At 50.8% G+C, this 17,747-nt stretch carries 9 protein-coding genes and 1 pseudogene; 4 read left to right on the forward strand and 6 right to left on the reverse strand.

Annotation, left to right across the window (positions count from 1 at the left end):
• Positions 1 to 76 precede the first annotated feature (76 nt).
• The 4 genes from FJQ89_RS06965 to zorA are packed head-to-tail and all read right to left on the reverse strand — an operon-like array spanning position 77 to position 8,276.
• Positions 77 to 3,829 (reverse strand): SNF2-related protein, encoded by a 3,753-nt coding sequence (locus tag FJQ89_RS06965; protein WP_141169618.1) that lies wholly within the window; start codon positions 3,827 to 3,829, stop codon positions 77 to 79.
• Complete coding sequence (locus tag FJQ89_RS06970; RefSeq protein ID WP_141169619.1) at positions 3,830 to 5,515, reverse strand: EH signature domain-containing protein; 1,686 nt, start codon at positions 5,513 to 5,515, stop codon at positions 3,830 to 3,832. It lies immediately after the preceding gene.
• Positions 5,500 to 6,216 (reverse strand): OmpA/MotB family protein, encoded by a 717-nt coding sequence (locus FJQ89_RS06975; RefSeq protein WP_141169620.1) that lies wholly within the window; start codon positions 6,214 to 6,216, stop codon positions 5,500 to 5,502. Before FJQ89_RS06975 ends, FJQ89_RS06970 begins: the two co-directional genes overlap by 16 nt.
• Positions 6,213 to 8,276, reverse strand: coding sequence for an anti-phage ZorAB system protein ZorA (gene zorA, locus FJQ89_RS06980; protein WP_141169621.1), 2,064 nt, complete (start codon positions 8,274 to 8,276; stop codon positions 6,213 to 6,215). Before zorA ends, FJQ89_RS06975 begins: the two co-directional genes overlap by 4 nt.
• A gap of 458 nt (positions 8,277 to 8,734) precedes the next feature.
• On the opposite strand from zorA, the gene FJQ89_RS06985 reads away from it, so the two are divergent.
• The 3 genes from FJQ89_RS06985 to FJQ89_RS06995 all read left to right on the forward strand — a co-directional run bounded on the left by FJQ89_RS06985 (position 8,735) and on the right by FJQ89_RS06995 (position 11,386).
• Positions 8,735 to 9,370 carry a hypothetical protein gene (locus tag FJQ89_RS06985; RefSeq protein WP_141169622.1) on the forward strand — a complete coding sequence of 212 codons (636 nt, stop codon included), beginning with the start codon at positions 8,735 to 8,737 and terminating at the stop codon, positions 9,368 to 9,370.
• A 359-nt stretch (positions 9,371 to 9,729) separates the two neighbouring features.
• Entirely contained in the window at positions 9,730 to 10,263 is a 534-nt protein-coding gene (locus FJQ89_RS06990) for a hypothetical protein (protein ID WP_141169623.1), read from the forward strand.
• Positions 10,264 to 10,447: 184 nt separating this feature from the next.
• Positions 10,448 to 11,386: an HNH endonuclease gene (locus tag FJQ89_RS06995; RefSeq protein WP_205704584.1), complete on the forward strand. Its 939-nt coding sequence runs from the start codon at positions 10,448 to 10,450 to the stop codon at positions 11,384 to 11,386.
• 524 nt (positions 11,387 to 11,910) lie between these two features.
• Here the strand turns inward: FJQ89_RS06995 and dsr1 are convergent.
• Positions 11,911 to 15,741 carry an anti-phage defense-associated sirtuin Dsr1 gene (gene dsr1, locus FJQ89_RS07000; protein ID WP_141169624.1) on the reverse strand — a complete coding sequence of 1,277 codons (3,831 nt, stop codon included), beginning with the start codon at positions 15,739 to 15,741 and terminating at the stop codon, positions 11,911 to 11,913.
• Positions 15,742 to 16,224: 483 nt separating this feature from the next.
• On the reverse strand, positions 16,225 to 16,998 hold the full coding sequence (locus FJQ89_RS07005) for an HNH endonuclease family protein (RefSeq protein ID WP_141169625.1): 774 nt from the start codon (positions 16,996 to 16,998) through the stop codon (positions 16,225 to 16,227).
• Between the two features lie 504 nt (positions 16,999 to 17,502).
• On the opposite strand from FJQ89_RS07005, the pseudogene FJQ89_RS28705 reads away from it, so the two are divergent.
• Positions 17,503 to 17,671, forward strand: a pseudogene (locus FJQ89_RS28705) (IS481 family transposase); the annotation flags it as partial.
• Positions 17,672 to 17,747 lie beyond the last annotated feature (76 nt).

Consider the following 17,747-nt stretch of genomic DNA (forward strand, 5'->3'; position numbering starts at 1 on the left):
CTGAGATTTAATCTAAGTGGACGCCCTTGTTGTATTGTCATCCACCATGCTTGCGTATCTGAAAAGTCGGTACAGATTAAATTTGCTCCCATGTGGCGTACAGCATTCTTTCAATCTCAAGCATTGTGACCGTGTGAGCATTGAGCATCGCTGCAAGGTCCGTTTGATCGAGCAGTTTGACCCCGTTCAGGGCAGCATTTTCAATCGCGTGAGAGTTGAAGAATTGATTCGTTATACAAACTTTCTGAAATTGCACCTCAAAGTGCCTGCGTTTGTAGAAAGCTTCACCGGCCACCACCTCTTTCACTGCGTCCCAGCCTAGTCTCGCTCCATCGGTACCACAGGTTTTTGCCTGAACTAAGATGCCTGCACTTCCTTCAATTGCGACGATATCAACCCCATAGTCCTTCGCACTAGGCGTTTTATAGCAGGCGTAACCGAGCTTAGTCCAGAGCACGCCTGTAAGACACTCAAAGTGTTGACCGTTCATGCGTAGCGCAATGTCAAGGTTAATACGCTCATCGATATCGCTTGCATCAGCACTAGATACAACATCGGCTAGCCTGAAATCTCCAGGCCCAATGTCTCCGGCACCGTTTAGCATGTCTTCGGCCAGTTTTCGCTTGTATGTCAACAGCTGATCCAGTTTTACATCGAAGGTGGTGAAATCCTGGGCGCTCACAACTGGGTAATACACGTAAACTGGCTTTTCCTGACCAATTCGATAGGCTCTGTCTGTAGCCTGATCTTCCTTTGCTGGATTCCAGGTACGGGTGTAGTGAATGACGTGATTGGCTTTCTGAATGTTAACGCCGAATCCAACAGCAACTGGCGAAAGAATGATGACACCAAAGCCAGCTCTATCCTGAAAGGACTTGATGCGTTTCTGTCGGCTTTGTGTATGGCTTGCCGATGCACTTACGTCGCCGTTGATGATGTCGGGACGTAAGCCAAACTCCATTTCGATGTAGTACTGCAACAGGCGCTGAATTTCGCGGAACTCACAAAAGACAATCGCTTTTTCCCCCTTTTCTTTGATGGCCGTCAGTGTCAGAAGAAGCCAATTGAGTTTCGGGGCTTTAATGCGATATTCTGCAACCGCCTCCGGCTTGAACACACTGAGCCCATAAGGCCGTGGATCGGTACACACGAGTCGAAGGTAGTGCAAGAGACCAAGGTGGTTTTTGAAGGGGGACTGGCTCGCCTCGTCATTGCGTTTTTTGAAGCTATCTATGGCTTTAGCGTATAGATTCCGTTGTGTCGTTGATAGTGCTAAAGCTCTGCAGTCTTCAACGATGATCTTTGGCGGTAGCTCCTTGGCAACCACAGACTTCATGCGCCGCAGTACTTGCGGCGCAATTCGTGCACGGAGCTCGGCGACGCGCTCCTTCTCTTCATCGGTATTTGCCTCAATTGGTCGCCGATAGCGCGTTCCAAAGTCATTCAACGCACCAAGCAGACCTGGTTGAACAAAGTCAAACAAGCACCATAAATCTGCTAACGTGTTTTCAACGGGCGTACCAGTGCAAGCAATTTTGAAATCGACGTTCTGCTTCTTTGCCGCGCGCGTAACCATTGCAGCTGGATTCTTTATTTTTTGCGCCTCATCACAAACCATCAGCGACCATTTTTGGGCGGCAAAGGAGAACTCCAAGTCGCGTAGTGTCTCGTAAGTGGTCAGCACAATTTTGGCTGAGCCGACCCAGTTCGGGATTAGAAATTTTATTAATCTATCATCAGTTTGTAGTCGCTGCTCAATTTGGCTCCTGGGCACCTTGAGGCCGTCCAGTCCCGATCCGTATGCTGTGAGTAGTGGTAGCGAACCTGGTATGAAAAATTTTCCAGCTTCTTCAACCCAGTTTTCGAGCAGAGAAACCGGCGCGACTACCAGCATCGGTGCTATCGATGCATCGCGCTCAATCAGGCCAGCCATCAATGCGAGTAATTGAAAGGTCTTCCCTAGCCCCATGTCATCGGCGAGAATTGCTCCACGTACTTGGTATTCAGTCTGGAGGCTATACAAGTGCTGCATCCAAGCCAGTCCTTCGACTTGGTGCGGTAACAATGCCGCAGTCGCTCGAATCGCTCGCGGTATCAAGGGGATGTGAGGTACAGCCTCCAATGCCTCGCGGCGAAGTTCTTCGTATTCAACCTTCTGTATGTTCGCCCGTAAGATCAATTGCGTCGGCGCCTCACCTTGAAGATTCTTCGTTTTTCCTTCACTTGGTGATATAGAAGACCCGCCTGCGTCGATCTCTTGGAAAATACTTTTGAATGTTTCGACAATGCTGGTTGCCTCGGTGACAGCGATGGCTTCAGGCAGCCAAGACACGCTTACCGAGGACTTACCGGCATGCCGTGCGGATTCAATCTCGCGCTCGAGCGATTCGATGGCTAGCTTTGTAGTGGGTATAGCAATTGGTTCCCCACCATCCTCGGGCCTGTAGACTACTAAGGGAACGACATTGTCAGGGAACCAACCATCGCCTGCAGTCTTCTTCGCAATGTATGGGGAATAGTAGGGCTTTTCGACTCCAATTCCTTCGATACGCGCAGAATAGCCACTGAGGTCGTGAACTTGAGCATAAGAGACCAGTGTTGACGCTCCTTGCCAGCGCTCGTGCGCAGCCTTCAACTCGTCCACATAGCGTTGTGTTTCACCTTGTAGCTCCAGGTCAAACCCCCTCCATGCTACTAGTTGATGTCCTACTCGCAGAGCTTTTTCTACTGTGCCAATGAACGCTGGAAGTGCCGCCTTATCGAACCACTCGGATTCTGAGGAGGCTAGACCGTTGACATCGGCGGTCTCAATTAATAGCCCCACTCGTACAGGAAAACCGAGCGCATCATGTTCGACTATGGCTGAAAACCTCTCATAGGTCAGGCCGGCCTCGGCACGCGCATTCTCGAACTGTGCCTCGTCAATGACATCTACTGCGTCCGGGCCAAGGGCGGAGTAAGGATTCAGGATGAACGCTTGAGCACGTGAGCCTGCGATACGGCGATGATCGAGGCGCTTCACCTCCTGTAATACAGTTCGTACCTTTGGCTCAATCAGTACTTGGACGATGCCCTCATCGGTGACGATGTCGTAACGGTCCCTCACGTCCTTGCTGCTATCGAAAGTCTCTAACCAACCCTTGGGAGCGTCGGTGAACATGGGCATGATTTCGACAACGCGATCTCCCACAACAACATCAGATTTTCGCATCTCTAACTGTAAAGAGTGCGGAGTTAATACTGTTGAGCGGATGAGAAAATCGTCGAGTATGGCATTGGCCTGTATAGCAAGCGTCCTGATGCGGCCCCATGCCTGTCTATGAAAGAGATCGTCACGTTGTTCGGGGGGGCGCCGGGAAAAAGCAACCACTGACTGAAAAAGATGCCACTGCGCCGGCAGCATGAGGTGCTCTTGCTCGCCCTCCTGTAAGACCGGCCCAATTAGCTTGACCTGCATCCTTGATCCATCAGAGCGATGCCAAGCGCCTATTGCAATCGAGAAATCCTGATCCGCTAATGAACCAGTGCTGCGCAATGCAATCCTGGCGCCACAGAAGCTGGGCATGTCGAGCGACTGCAGCAAGCCGTCGAAGTTAGATTGTGCGACTGCAGTATAGAAATCATCCCAACGAATTGCTATGCCATCAGGTACCTCATTGGCTAGGCCCTCATCGAGAAGTTGAGAAGCGTAGCCATGAAAAACACTGCCCTCGACTTTGCGGCCGATCTCCTGACGCTCCGAGGATACCAAGATGCCAGATGTTGTAATGGCCCTGAAAATCTGAGGCAACTCGATAGTAAGTTTTTCTTTTTTGAAGAATCTGAACATCTATTTCCACCACCCTTTACCTGGCTTGTGACTAAATCCCCAGCTCGTCAGTGTCTGTGTCACATCCTCGTTTGCCATATCTGTACGTGCCCACAGACTTCCGCCGAGAGCAGAGTTATCCTGTATTTCAAACCCATTGTGCTTGCCCAATGCTTTCAATCCATCGAGCGAGTAATGCCGTTTCACCGTTGGAGATATCGGCTTACTTACTTCCGTGATCGGTGTTGTGACGGGGGACCTACGGACTTTCTTTGCAGGGGCAGGAATAGCTTGCTGAGGTTCTATTCCGAAGTGTCGACGCAGAATTGTTTCGAAGTTATTCTCCCATTTCGACCAGGTTCCGACACCATCCTTGTGAGACTCCCAGAGAACACTGCGTGCTTTCTGTTTAAGGGAATTGTCTGCATCTGTGGGGAGTCGAAGAACCTTTTTAGAGTCGAAAGGCAATCCTTTGCGTACGTCGTATCCGTAGAGGGCGTTTCCCATACCGCTGAACTCAACGACGACAAGGTTTCCCATCTTCATGATAAATGCGTTATTTGCACCAGAAGTGTCTAGATGGCAGGTTAATCCGTGCATTTTTTTACGTAGAGCCACGAAGTCGGGTTCGGCGGAATTGCGTGCCGTGGAGCCAAGCGCAAACTCCATACTATCGATTGAGTTGACATATCTCTTCCAGAACTGCATGCGGCGTGGGTCAGCAGAGCCATCCTCTGCCAGCTTGGTAAAGAATGTCTCGATAATTGCTGCCTTGAGCCAATTCGATACCATTGTTCGGGCATCTGAAGTGACACCGCCCCACCGGGTTTCATTCGATGGCAGCCACGGATTTCCCCACCAGTTGACTGATACGTCTTGCAGTTGTGCATGCAGGGGTAAAGCTGGGATATCGACATAGCGATTCAGCAGCCGTATAAGGCCTGCGTCTCGGAGGACCTCATTATCAGCAAGGACATTGAGTAACCTGGGCAGGATGCTTAAGTAATTTTCATCTTCCATCTGGGTAGCCCGCTTCACTTGAGCCATGACCAAACGCTTCAGGAACCAAGAGGCCTTCCCAATGTGAAGCCGTTCGCATAGCTCTTCGAGAATCGAAGAATCTCCCCAAAGTAATGCATCAACATAGGGGGCATACGGCTCGCTGGTGAAAAGATGCTTGTTATCGATAGCAGTGCGTACCCAGTCAGGAACGACTACCTGCTTGCCAATACTGTCGTTCCGCTCGAAAAGATAGTCACGCAGGTAGCGCCAGTTGCTGTAACGGACCTCCATTTCTTCTGCGACAACAGGAGCGTAGCTGAAATAACTCCGGACCAGTCCCTGATAGCAACGGCGGTATGCTGTTGGCTTCTTCATCCAGTCATCTGCGCCGGCTAAGACACGTTCGAGCCGCGGTCGATTATCGAGGACACAATCGCCATCTGGACGATGGGGAAGACACAGGCCCCACGATAACAGATACGTATCCCGGAAACTCGAGATTTGTTGTGTCTGCCAGAAACGGCGTACTGCTTCCAGTTGTTGGTCATCCGATATACGCGGACGCATACCAGTACTCGCCCGAGACCGAAGTTCTGCCAGGACGGCATCAATGCGAGGGCTCGCGGCCATCGGTCTGGTACCCTCCTGGGTCCCAGCTGCTAGGAGGTTCGCAAGGTGGGCAAGCGCATTCATGTAAGCGCACATTCGCCAAAATTGCCTGGTTGTTGAGCAACCTCCTGCCTGTGTTCATCTACACCGAGGAATTCCAGGCGCATTTCGACGCGGCGGCTTTCTTCATCCTTATCTTTTGCTGCATTAAAGGAGTAGCCCCCTACCAGAAAAAGGCTTCTCACTTGCTCTTTCTCAGCGTCTGATAGTAGGGAGGTACCTCTGACAGCGAACATTGAGCAGAGCACACGCTGGCTACGTTGCAAGCTTAGGTTCAGATTGCTGAGGTAGGTTCCCTTTTTATCGGTGTACCCTTCGACCACTAACCTCTTGAGCACCCGTTTTCCCAGGTCGTCGTTGGATAGTTGGAGGATTTCTGGCACGAACCTGCGCAACACCTCCTCTTGGTTCTTTTCGAGGCTTGACCTACCGAAGGCGAAGAGTGCACGTTGCCCGAAATCGATGACCTGGCGTTGTCGATCGATTTTGATGCCATCATCTTCGTGTTTTTTTGCCGCCGCCTCAAAGCGGTCAAGAATAATTTCAATTTCCTTGCGATGTTGGGCTTCTTTTTTTTCTCTTTCTGTCACGTTCTTGGTGACGGCTAGGAGGGCTACGCCCATCACCACTAAAAACAACACCATCAATGCAGTCATCAGATCGGCGAACGAAATCCAAAAAGGCTTTTCAGCTTCGTCTTTGCTGCCACGTTTTAAGTATATTTTGGTGCCGGTCATGCGATTTTCCTAGCCGGAGTCATGGTGCCCATTGAGGCGAGTGTGACTTCAAGCTCGCCAACTGCCGATGACAATAAAGCGACCGCCGAGCCTAGCTTTGTGTGAAACTCGGTATTTGCCTTGTCTAGGGTTCGCTTCACCTCAGTAGCAAACGCGGTGTGCGCCGTACCCAGCACCTCGCTGACGCCGGCTAAGTATTCGTCTGCCTGCCTTTGAGCGGTTCCGAGTTTTTGTGCGGACTCCTCGATGCGTGCAAGGATGTCGCTGGTCAGACTAGCCTCTCTGCGTGCCAAGTCCACAGTCGTACGCAATTCGGTGACTAAGTTGGAAACGGCTGTGCGCTGCATGCCGTAGTCCCGGAGTAGGTCCTGAATTGCCGTTGCCCCGCTTGTTAGTGCCCCCGAGGTCTCTGAAAACTTGGCCGATACCGTCGCCGCCTGCCCCATGATTCCGGAGACACGCTCGCCTGCCGAAGCGAAGTCTCTTGACGCTGCGCCTAACTTTTCTGCTCCTGCGTACATTTTGTCGACAGAGGTTGATGTTACTTGGGTAAGGGACGATACGCTTCTCGCAATTTCACTGATAGCTGAGTTGAGTTCCCCAATCACAGACTCCACCGATGCAGACATTGCGCTAACGACTTGGCTAGAACGGTCCGACATCGCCTGTTCCCGCGCCTGATTGCTATCGAATACTTGTTTCTGCGTATCGTTGAGTTTGCCAAGCATGGTCTCAACTTGAGTGCCCATGTTATCCAGTGTCGACTGCAGCTTATTGCTGGTTTCAGTCTGGGATGTCGCTACAAGCTGACGAATCTGGTCAATGAACTCAGTAGAAGTGGCGTTGATAGATTCTTGGCGAAGTTCCATTTTTTCGATGGCTTCGGCCATCCGTGTTGCCATGGTGTCAGTTGAGCGCTGGCTAGAATCCTCTATGTTAGAAACAAGTGTCTGAAGGGTCGTGACCGCATCCTGCATGCTACGTGCAGTCTGCTGGTTAAGATCGCTAAGTCCGGAGATTTGTCCGCCAAATAAGTCATTCAGACGCTGACTGAAGCTTGTCATCACATCTTGGAGCATACGGGAAGCAGTTGAGCTCTGGTCCCCACTGGCTGCCTTGACTGTTTCCGCAATATCCTTCATTGGACCTTCTAAGCTGAGTTTTATGCTTTCAGCGATGGTTGCACCAAGTGCCTGATTATCTTGTCTGGAAAGCTCGGCTTGCTCCTTGGCTGTGCTTGTCAAACGACTGGCGAGTGCATCTTGTTGCTCCTTGGCAGCTGCAATTTGCGATGCGGTTAACTCGCGCAGCAGCTGGCTCATATCCTTTACAAGCGCATCCTTTAGAATTTTCGCCTGGCTTGCTGACTCTTCAGATGCCTTCACTAACCGTGAGAGATACTCTTCGCCTGCGCCGGATTCAAAATAGGAGTCGATTGCGCGAACGATGTCCTCAGTCTGCTCATACAGAGCAGCCAACAACAGTTTCTCGAGGAGCGTGACCAGCATGGCGGCAAAAATTGCTGTAGCCGAAATGAGAAATGCCTCGCCGACAGAATGCATTAATGACTCTAGTCCCGCGCGGACGATGGCAGCATTTTCGCTTACCTTGAATGCCTCTAGCCCTGTAATCAGTCCACTAAACGTTCCGATGATGCCGATGCCCGTGAAGAGCCCTGGAACGTGTTTGAAAAATTCTGTCCGCAATCTGCCGTCAACAACTGCCTGGGTGCTGAAATACACTTCAGCTGGCACCGTTGCGCGTGAAGCGACAACCATCATCTGGCCATCGCGCTCTTCTTCTTGGTCATGCAGTGATTCACGGAACTCAGTCCATAAATGCAGCAGGCGCTTGTCCGCTGAAAATGCCGCGGAAAATAGTCCGACAGCGTCGTTTTTCCCAAAGCCTGCAATCTGTTTTTTTATATTGCGTAACCGAATGAAATGCAATACACCTGGTATCAAAAATACGGTGAGGAATGCGATGCTCAGGATCACAATTAGTGCCCCGGTTATCAAAACGGATGTGGGAGTACTGACAAAAAATTCCTGAATGCTCACGTTTAGGTCTTTAACAAGATCCGAAGCGATATCGAACGTGCCTTGTGGAGCTAAGCGCGATATCCCTTCTGAGGGGATTGCCCTGGTCGGGGAAGGGAGGACCATAGGTTGAAAATGGCCGAGAGCAGTCTTAAACCGCAGAGGTCGCTTAATGTAACCAAGATACCTTTATTGCATAAGTGCAGCAAGTCAGATAGTCTGATATTTATGATTTTTGGACACCAAATCGGTAAATTGTGGATTTTCGACATGGTGTTGTTGCGAAAAAACCTAATTTTCCTTCCAGTGACGCGCAGGGAGGATATCAACGTTATCTAGCCGACGCCGCCTCCGTATAACGCATGCATCTTGCGCTATAGTCATACTTAGGACTGAAAAGTGCTGGCTTGTGAATTTGCTTCAGAAATGAGTTTATTGGGCACCAGCATCGGAATTGACTGTTCGTACAGGAGCATCAGATGTCAAATTGGAGTGAACACGCAGCTGCGAACATGATAAAACTATCTCAAGGCAATTCCCTGCGTGAGGCCATGCGTGAGTGGGGAACAACTGGGGGATATGAAGACACACATTCTGTTGGTGAAGTGTGTGAGTTATGTGAGCATGAGGGACTGCGCTATCAGTACGAGATAGAGAACCGCCTGACTCGTCATGCTCTTTGGGTCGGGTCTACCTGCATCACCAAATTTGTTCCTCTTTATGAAAACGGCTTTGAAGTGGTTGGTGAGGAAGAGAAATCCAAATTTTTACGGCGTACTCAGGCAGCGCATGAAGCGAGATCTCGTGAGGAGCGAGCATTTGGTGTCCTGGAGGCGCTCGCGACCGCTCAACCCGATCAATTTGAGCAGTCTAGTTGGCGAGAAAAGTGGAAAATGGGTTACAGTGCCCGCCAGCTCATCCTGATCTCGGCCGTTTGCAACGCACACAAAATTGCATTTAATGCCGCAGATTTTCGTATCAATACACGGCGTGATAATGTCGTCTCTCAAGTGAGAACACTCCAACCGTGGCAATATCGTAGATTACGCGCGGCACTTCCAAAAACGCGCATTGCGGAGTTTGATGCATTCTTCGGGCTGAATCGCCGTAAGTAGGTGCGGTGTTCTTGATTCATGTTTCTTGGCGAATGCGAACCCAACGGATCGTGTTAAGCCTGGAGCTCACTGCCCGGCCATAGGTGGGTGCTGTGTCGTCGATGATTCCACGATGCGATCTCGCATGCCTAACCCCTCCCCCTGTCCTGCTGATAGAGACTTTTCCGCGCTCAAGCAAGAGCTGCTTGAGCTTGGGTGGATTTCGCATCCACCATGCATGGTTACTTACGAGAAGCAACCATCTGAGCGGCTCACGGCGGGTCATGAACACGAACTGAAAGGCCGCCATCTGAGCAAGACCTACAATCGACCAGATGCGAGCTAAAATAGCAACATTTTATTGCTAAGGGAAAAATTTAGTGTACCCAAATTTAGTTGCTGTATCGGCATTTTTGTTATTGCTGCTGGCCGGTTGCGGCAAGGAAGTGGTAACAGAGGTGCGGGGCGTCAGCGCATCCGAGGTGGTTTCGACGTCCATATGTGAGCACAAAAACGCTTTGCAGGAAGGAGTGACAGGAATTTCATCGCAGGATGCCGAGTTCGTTTGTCGAGCTATGAATGCGAAGCTAGGGCGTGAACCTTCGCCGCAGCTGCTCGCGACCATGCAAAAATTCCTCTTCGGACTCCGTGCAAACTATGGAATGCGAGACTCGGCCAAGGACTTCACTGAGCAAGCTATGGCCATTGTCGAAGCACGGCGCCAACTTGAACGCGCAGACGCAGATATCATCCAGACGCTCAACGTTGCTGCCAAGTGCTACTCAGGATCGGACGGCCGCGTCTCGCTGGTGGACATTGCTTCTGCGTTACACGCATCAGGGGATGCTGCTGCGACCATAAGCGAGGATGGTATTTACTCGATGTGTGCAACGATTAAAGTAATGAAAAAATAACCGTCATTCAACATCCCTGCAAGATAAGGAAATTAGGATGCCAGAGGAAGCGACGAGCAACGGACGACATGTCGATGAGTACAGTGCGAAAGCGACTCAAGCGCAGGACGTTGAGCGGCTCGCAAGCATCTGGTGATTTCGTGGCGATTCATTATTTCAACAAACGACTTAGAAAATCTAACCCATGGAAACGATCCGGCGACAAACAAAAGAATGTGCAGATAAGCTATTGCCACATGCAAGAGAGGCCGGCACCGCCGAACTGTTCGAGGGATGTATCAATATGGTCGTTGTTTTAGCAAACGCGCTCAACTGTAATCAAGCGCGCACTACTGGGAGCCCAGGGTACGGAATTTTGTTTGAAATAACAGGGAGAAGTAACCCTGGACAGTTCACGCTCTTCGCCAGGCGCAAGAAAACGGGTGCTGGAGTCGTCGCGCTTGCGATAAGTGATGCAGCAATAGGGGCACGTGCCTCTGAATTGCTCGCTTTAGTCCATGATCTTTGCCGAGATCCAGGTGTCGCTGTTGTTAAGGAAGGCAAAAACAGATGGCCAGCAATCGGTTTCAAGACGGTCGCCGCTGGCAAGCAGATCATTCAAGCGGTTTCCACCTTCATACTAGACAAGCCTCTAAACATTCAACCTATTTTAAAAGTGCGCGACTCATTCGCAGATCTTGTTGATCCAGGAGACGATCCGGCCTTTCGTGCATACGTTGCTACTTTAAGTGAAACTGAGCGAGAGATCATCATCAAGGCCCGGGTTGGTCAAGGACCGTTTCGAGATGGTCTAATAGACCGTTGGGCCGGTTGCTCGGTAACCGGGTGCGGCCTCACAGAAGTGCTAATCGCCAGTCACATCAAGCCTTGGAGCAAATGCGAGACTCCGATAGAGCGGCTAGGAGCCGCTAATGGATTGCTTTTGACCCCAAACTTAGACAAGTTGTTTGATAGGGGCCTGATTAGCTTTGACGATAACTTCCGAATTATATTTAGTCCGGGGCTGAAAGACGGATTTGCACAAATGCTAAACGTCGACAAGCATATGCGCCTCAAAAGCAGCAAGCATACCGACATGCTACCTTTCTTGGAGTGGCATCGGCAACATGTTTTCAGAAGCTAGAGCTCGAACTATGGAATGACCTTCCCTCGCCATAGCGGACAGTGGAAGATGACATGAATCGCCACCAATAGCTTAGACTCTTCTGATCCATGGTACTCGGACGATGAAAACCGATGGATCGTGTTGGAGGCTCGGTGTCCTGCCAGGGTCCTGGCGTGCGATCTCGCAGCCGCCTGATCCAACGACGAGAGCGGGTCTGGGTCTATCTCCCCTGCCCCGCAGAGACTCCTATCGCGACCTAGTAAAAGCAGGCTTTCCTTGGCTATAGCTGCCGGCGAAGGATGGTTTATCCGATCGAGGCAGCAGCAGTGCGCCTGCTTTTGCGCGCGATAGCGGCACAGTTGGCTACGATAATCTCGCCCGTCTTCTGCTTCGGGCGCTCGACCACGCTCCGGTGGTGGAAGGCCAGGACTGGTCATCATGAGCCTCCGAGCCCGACCAATTGCGAAAAGCAGTATTTTGAGCGTCTGAAGAGCGTTTGGCTAACTCGTGGCGATTCACAACATGGAATTTGAATATGCCAATTAGATCCCTCGTCTATGCAAATAGTCTTTGAGCCGACGGTAGTTCGTGCGTTGAACAAATTGTGGTGCGGCTTGTGCTATCTCGGTTAGACATGGGTCCAACTCTTGAGGGACCCACTGTTGGTCCGAAATCACAGCATTTAGTAGCTGCATCGCCTCCTCTGGAAACCGTTTGCAAAGTCCAGATCTTTGCAATAGAGAGACTGTGAAGTTAGGATACTCAATTGGTATTAGCCAGTCCTTAACTGTGGCCAAGGCTGCTGGGAACTCACCTCTGGCAGCAATGACTAGCCGGCTCAACGATTCGGCAATTCGCGGCGTAGCCAAGTCGCGAGATTTAGGCCATATTTGGAGCCAGAACGGCTGCGCTCGGTTCTTCCAATAGGCCTCACGCTGCTCGGCCGCACCATCAAGAGCTTGGTACAGCGCCTGTGCGCATTTCTCCAATCCAGATGGCGGCAAAATACCAAACGCAGATCGGAAGTCCTCGATTGAGTATCCATCTGTCGGCCCCAACGCCGCAAACGTCAAGAATACAGCATATTGCTGACGACGTTCGCCAAGATCCGCGTAGTGTTTCGCGGCATCTAAGAACTGATTTTTAAAAGCGGTCATCAAGGGTTGATACAACCGTGGTGATAAGAGGAAACCTTCCCAAATAGGTCTTGCATCGTCTAAATTATTCCAATTAAACAGCGGCAACAGAAATTGATCTGTCCAAGCCCTATCTACACGAAAAAAAGCAATCAGCTGCGATGCCAGCAATACGCGGCCGTGGCGGAAACGATCTACACCCACGTCGCATATGGTACCGAACAAGGGGCCAATGTCGGCTGGAAGCAAATCGTCGTCGTTGGGGTTCCGTTTGAACCAAAGATTAATCAGGGTCTGAGTAACATGGCCGATCGGGTGGTTGAACGCTGAACCCACCGGATCGTAAGTTTTGACGCCATTTCTCGTGATATGAGAATCCGTCCCAACTTCTAGTGGTAGCTTCAGCACACGATGGCACAGCTCAAGCATAATATCCTCGTGGAGATTGCTCGACTTGGAGGCGGACTTTATCCACCAAGAAACTGAATGCGCTATCTCTTGGAGAACTGAATCTGGCATCGTCTGTACTAGGTGTGCGGCAAAATGCCAAGAACGTGAAACCGTAGCCTCCTCTGCCCAAGTCTGCAGAGCATCGCGCCACCTGCCTTTCGGCCAGATGCCATCCCGTGCCAGATCGCAGAGTGCGGCTAAACTTGGAAAGAAGCGAGTGCGGCAAACGTCATGCCAGTTATCCTCGTCAAACGGTAGCCGTACCGAAGCTGGCTTTATCAACCATTCAACGATATCGCGCCGCTTCCGAGGCGCGATATCAACGGCACGGCTGTCTTCATAATCTGGATCGCCGGTACCACTCATCCAATGCGCGAACTCGTCGCGCTCATTCGCCGCTAGGTGCCATTCTGGGTAGGTTTCGGACAGTTCCCTCAGGCGAGCTGCTGCAAGCGCCCCCAACGCGACACCGGACATGTTCAGTTTGGCCAAATGCAGCCATACGGAGTGAGACACTGTGCTAATCCAGCGATCCTGCCCACGGTCCTCCTCCTCCCCTTCCCGCTGCGGACCTATAAGGATCGCAGCCTCAAGACGCTCTTGAGCAGCGCCCTTCAACTTTCGCCCCTGCAGAACAAACAATCTGTACACCTCCCGTCTGGTGTTTGAGGACCATAGCCACCACGTGCCATCGGCCAGCAGCCAATCCACCCACTGCTCGGGCGGGATACACTCATCCTGGCTGGCGGCAAAAAGGGCCAAGCGTTTAAAGGAAGGGTATGGCAACTCGAACCAAGCAAGAGCAATTCGCTTCGCGCGCACACTGTCATTCACACGGACGGCATTCCATGCATCCCGCAGCATTTCAATCAGACTTACCCAATCATGAAACCCTTGGTTTTGCCAGTGCGGCGTGATTGAGGGAAGATCCCAGTCTGAACGATCACTGCGGTCATCGGCCCCGCCTAACTCCCGCGAAAGGTCCAGCGCATCGCGCAGCAATTGCTGTAAGTCCTCGATCAGCAGTGGCAAGGCAGCCACCCAGGTTTCGTCGGTAAGGTCATCTAGAGCGGAATGCACATTGTCAGAAGAAAGTACAAGTTCCCAGTCCACTAGCTGCCAAATCTGGGTTGGTTCGGCAGAACTCGAGTCGTCATCGGCCCAGCGAAATGGTTTCTTCAAGGTCACCTTGGGAGCAAGTAATTCGCGCAACTCCAGCCGCAGCGTAGTGGTTAGCCCCTCGCGTTTAAGTCGATTTTTCCAACGATACAGATCTGGATCGCGCCACTGAGACTTTACCCTTCCACTCAGCATAAGGCGCCATAACGTGCGCATCAAGGCCCCAGGAACAGACATAGGCGCATAGAGGCGGATTTCATCCAATTCTGATATTTTCCCTTCTTGCTCCAGTGCAGCAATGCGATCTAAACCCTGCTCGATCAGAAAAAGCCACCTGTCGTGTAACTTCCCGCCCCGCTCCGCGATCCATATGATTAGTCTCGCGTCATTGAGATGACGCACTAGCCAGCGGGCTAGGTGAAACATCGCGTCATCCCAATGGCTACCTGTGACGCCTCCAGAAGCCAGCAACATTGGCTGCGCGCAGTCATAAGGTGCAGGTCGGCGAATCAGGCTGAAGCGCAGTTTCGCATCAGCCTCAAAGAGGGGTGGGACACCAAATCGCGCCAGATCAGCATACCCGAAGCGCTCGTCCGCGAAGGACTCTAGTAACCAATCCAGTGACGGGACGGGGTTAAGATCTGCAAATCGCTTAGCTGGCAACCCTGACTTGTCTGACAAGGCCCAGAGCATCCGGCCTACGAAGTTATCTGACAGGGTACTGTCTTGTGGACGAGCTAGGGCATGTTTGACGATGATCGCCTCTTTACCCTGCACTCCGTCGCGGTGAGTGTTTGACCAAGCGACCAAGGTTTGGTGCAGCATTGAGTGGTTGTAACTACCTGCTGGGACGTTATAAAGAATAGGTGTTACGCCTTTGGCTTCCCACTCGAGTGTCGTCCGAAGTTCCTGTCCTGGTTCACAATCGCCCAACGCCCACGCCTGCGGTGTGACTTCACCTAGCAACCGATCAGCTGCCAATGCGTCCATCATGTAGCGCAGAATTGGGTCATTGATGCTATAGCCCACGAAGCAAACGACGTAGTTCCGAAACAATTCGCTCACAAAGCGTGCCGCCCAGCGCTCAGTGAGATAAGCAGAGCCGAAATCACCACTAGTAACCACCAGACGATTCAGGACCGTTTCGTTCATCTTTTCGGGTAACAGCCCGTGCAAATAGACCACCCCATTCCAGCGACTATTTTTTGGGACCGGCAGCATTGGTGCTGCGTAAGCTTCGAAGGCTTGGCCCGTGCGTCTGGCCGCCACATGAAAGACGCGATCGAAATTAGTAGTAACCAACCGCAGCGCATCGTTGCGGCCACGCGCTAGGCGCAACAGTGCTACATGCGTGTCAGTGGCGCCCTTACGGCGGAGCTTCGGTTTTAGCGCCCGCGCCAATGCGGTGCGGACAGCCAGACGCTGTCCAGGCAAGCGACGCTCAAGTAGTTCGAGGGTAGCGTCGAAATGCCCAGCCTCGAACGCCGCGCACTCAATCTCCGAACACTCCGTGCCATTCAGACGGTATATCTCTTTTACCAATCCATTGAAGCCCGGCAGGCCAGCGGGATAGGAAATGCCAGCTCCGCAAAAAAAAACTACGCGACCCTCTTCGTGGGCTTGCAGCAACGCATCAGGTATGTCGGGGCCATGATTAATGAACTGCACTCAGACTCCTTGGTTGATACCAAATCCAGGACGCTCGGAAATGTCGCAGGTAAAACGTTAAGTTCACAAATTTCGTTAATTCATTGACGTTAATACGTCATAAATTTTAAGGAAATAATAACATTATGATAGAGTGTCGGCAATATCATATGTAAACGTCCTAGGCATGCATACCTAATCGAAGGATACGGACAAATTCTCACCATTTTAGTTACGTGGATCCTCCGGTAAGGAGGTGAATCGCCACCAGTTCACTAGACACTCACGAATCTCGCAAAATGCGGCTTTTCGTAAGGCCGGGAGCAACTTGTTGTTGAAGCGGTGGCGTACGCGCCGTCACTGCCCCTCCTATCCCTGGTCCGGGTGATCTTGCGTTAACGATCCGCGACGAACGCAGGGGCGATATTTTTTCACGTTGTCTTTTTGCTTACCTGCAGACTCATTTACCAGCGATACATTCAGAAGTGGTGTCGGGCACTTTGTTTACTGGCAATGCGCTGGAGATATCTGAACGCCTTCATACTGTGCATAGTCGGGATACACGTTTGTTGCTAGTCTTACCTTGCAGTCTTCGTCGAACCACAGCAAATTATTATCGTACAGCGCATGTAAGTCTTTCCTAATCATGAAACCATCGCCTGCACTATTTTGTCCAGAACGCCAATTTCTTCCAGTTTTATGCGCTGCGTCCAAAACTTGTCTAATTTTGCAGCCACTTACAATGCAACGGCCTTCACACGCAATAAAAACACTCTTACTAAATGCTTGTTGATCAGGCCGTACTTGGACTTCTGCGAACTTGGCAGCCCTAGTTTCTAATTGCTCTTTTTCAATATCACGAGAACGCGATTCTATTAATTCCAATATTTCTTCTTTTCCTTTATTGAAGCGCCGAAGTCGCCCATTGGGATCTGTTCCATGAAGCTTGCTAAATTCCGTAGCTGTGATCGGATTTTTCCTCAAATCGGCATACCAATCTACTTTTCGGTGAAACTCTCGGACTTCCTTTTTGCTTACTATGTCCTCAGTGCGAGTGACTCTCAGTACATCATTATCAGAAAATTTTCCTGCGGCAACCCCTCCGATTCCGTTTTCCCACATCAAAACTATTGCGCCAATAGCTGGTTGAGCAAGTTTTTCAAGGTCGTCTTCGTCCCTACTAAGTACAGCAATCCCACGCTCCAACCATCTATTATGCAGACTTTCGCCGGGATTTGTCACCTGATCAGTATTAATGGTGTAGGTATCTGGTAGCAATTAAATTTCCTCTCAAGATTTTATTGAAATAAGTAAATCAAAGATAAAAATACGATTCTACTATGTTTTTTTGAGATTTATTAATTTTCGATATTGAAAAATTCCGATAGTTGATATCGTTCTTTTGGGTTATTCTGAGTGAAAAAATGAAATGATCTGCTGGTTGTGTAGTTATTTAGTTTCGTGCGATCATATTCCTCGTCTTAGCATGGCCCTGTTCCGTGCCTTCCCATAGCAAAACGCCTTGTGACGTTAATCTTAGGATTCGCGGGGCGCGGCGCAATCGATTCGAATCGTCTTTCGTATTATTTCCGTTCTACAATGATGCATTTAAGTTAAAGTGTTGCGTTGATCGAGTGAGTCCGCAGCCGTTAACCGCCCAAGAGCATAACAAGTTGCCAATCGAAAAACTCACACATTGTCACATGCTTGTACGAAAGTCCGCTTGGGGGGAAAGCCATCTGTCAGAATCAAGTCGCTGCAGCCATCAACTCTGGTGGCGATAGCCAGGCCGATCTGGAGACGACCTTGTTCAACTATTTAAAGCTTTACAACCACCACATTCCACAACGGGTCATCGGTGCAAAAAACACCCATCCAGGCGCTCAAAGAATGGCAGCAAAAGAAGCCGGACCTATTGGTAAAGCGCGTTTATGATCAAATGGGACTGGACAGCCAAGTTCAAAATATCGACAGCGAAGCTTGGCTTTGCCATGTGCTGGTGCACATCTCAGAGCACCCGGTCAACC

It is taken from the genome of Janthinobacterium tructae (assembly GCF_006517255.1).
Taxonomy (GTDB): domain Bacteria; phylum Pseudomonadota; class Gammaproteobacteria; order Burkholderiales; family Burkholderiaceae_D; genus Janthinobacterium; species Janthinobacterium tructae.

What these genes read in the sequence shown, in the direction of transcription:
- FJQ89_RS06965 (WP_141169618.1), bottom strand. Translation starts at nt 3,829, where the DNA reads ATGTTCAGATTCTTCAAAAAAGAAAAACTTACTATCGAGTTGCCTCAG.
- FJQ89_RS06970 (WP_141169619.1), bottom strand. Translation starts at nt 5,515, where the DNA reads ATGTGCGCTTACATGAATGCGCTTGCCCACCTTGCGAACCTCCTAGCA.
- FJQ89_RS06975 (WP_141169620.1), bottom strand. Translation starts at nt 6,216, where the DNA reads ATGACCGGCACCAAAATATACTTAAAACGTGGCAGCAAAGACGAAGCT.
- FJQ89_RS06985 (WP_141169622.1), top strand. Translation starts at nt 8,735, where the DNA reads ATGTCAAATTGGAGTGAACACGCAGCTGCGAACATGATAAAACTATCT.
- FJQ89_RS06995 (WP_205704584.1), top strand. Translation starts at nt 10,448, where the DNA reads ATGGAAACGATCCGGCGACAAACAAAAGAATGTGCAGATAAGCTATTG.